Annotated in this window: 1 protein-coding gene; it reads right to left on the bottom strand. The window is 56.7% G+C overall.

All coding sequences use genetic code 11. The features are described 5' to 3' along the window. Window positions 1–429 precede the first annotated feature (429 nt). Entirely contained in the window at window positions 430–717 is a 288-nt protein-coding gene (locus K359_RS0148305) for a hypothetical protein (protein WP_029085284.1), read from the bottom strand. Window positions 718–1,016 lie beyond the last annotated feature (299 nt).

The following is a 1,016-nucleotide window of genomic DNA, read 5'->3' as shown; positions in this document are numbered from 1 at the left end:
TGCACAAAACACCAAAACCTTGCAATCTCAGAACGTCATTCCAGCCAAATTACGATTCCAGATCAGTCGCCTGGAAGCTTCTTAACGGGCGACAACTTAGTTGCTTGATCCGAAACCCCGCGCAGCACAGTTCCCCTATTGATTGGAGGGTACCGGAGTCCTACGGCGGCGGCGTGCGCCCTCCTCCATATTCAATCCAAGTCAGGATTTTGCATTTCCTTCCTGGGGCTAGAGCCAACGCCGCCCGCATGCATTTTGAGCGGGCGGCGTTGCGTTTTCTGGTGCTTGCTACAAACAAACGTCGGAGTTCGATCCATATCAGTAACAGCGCGTTGCTGAACCAAGGGGCAGCTAATCAGCCTTCGCCGTTTGCGGTCCTGGGGCGACTGCACGGTCCGAGCAGGTGACACTGATCCCGACGGTTGCCCGCTAGTTTGTGCCGCGCGGTTGGAAAGGACGCCACTTGCGCGACATCGGCGGATCATTGCGATCACCGTATATGGCCACAAGCTCGCCGGCCTTTAGCCGAAGGCCCTCTAAATCGGCCTCGCCGAGTTCGGAATTCGCGATCGTTGCTTCACCCGCCCTAGCCGCCAGCGATACTTCCACGGCATCCGTCCGATCAGGCATTGCGACGGCATATACGACATATCGAAGCTTGTCGTTCTTGACGACGACGATCGAAACCATCCACCCTGCAGCCATCTCAGTGTTCATCCGGTATTCAAGTTAGCGATCACTTTACGCGTCCATCCGCTGGCAACCAGCTCCCAATAATGGGGAGGCTACAAAACGGCGGGGCGGCTGAGACGGTAAAATTATCGATCGCTAGGGATGGCAAGGTCGGCGTAGGGGATGTCCCGATCGGTGTTGAACTAGGTCGGGCCAACGTTGCCGGAATGAATGTTACGCGGCCCTCGACGTGGGCAACGGGGTTGATCGTCATGCGATCGTGGTGAGCTTGAAGGGCCGCACGCAGAACCGACAATTGCTTATGCGCCTTCAATCGTCGGAAG

The organism is Bradyrhizobium sp. th-b2 (assembly GCF_000426785.1).
GTDB classification, from domain to species: domain Bacteria; phylum Pseudomonadota; class Alphaproteobacteria; order Rhizobiales; family Xanthobacteraceae; genus Bradyrhizobium; species Bradyrhizobium septentrionale.
This window is presented reverse-complemented; position numbering and strand designations above follow the sequence as displayed.

What these genes read in the sequence shown, in the direction of transcription:
- K359_RS0148305 (WP_029085284.1), bottom strand. Translation starts at nt 717, where the DNA reads ATGAACACTGAGATGGCTGCAGGGTGGATGGTTTCGATCGTCGTCGTC.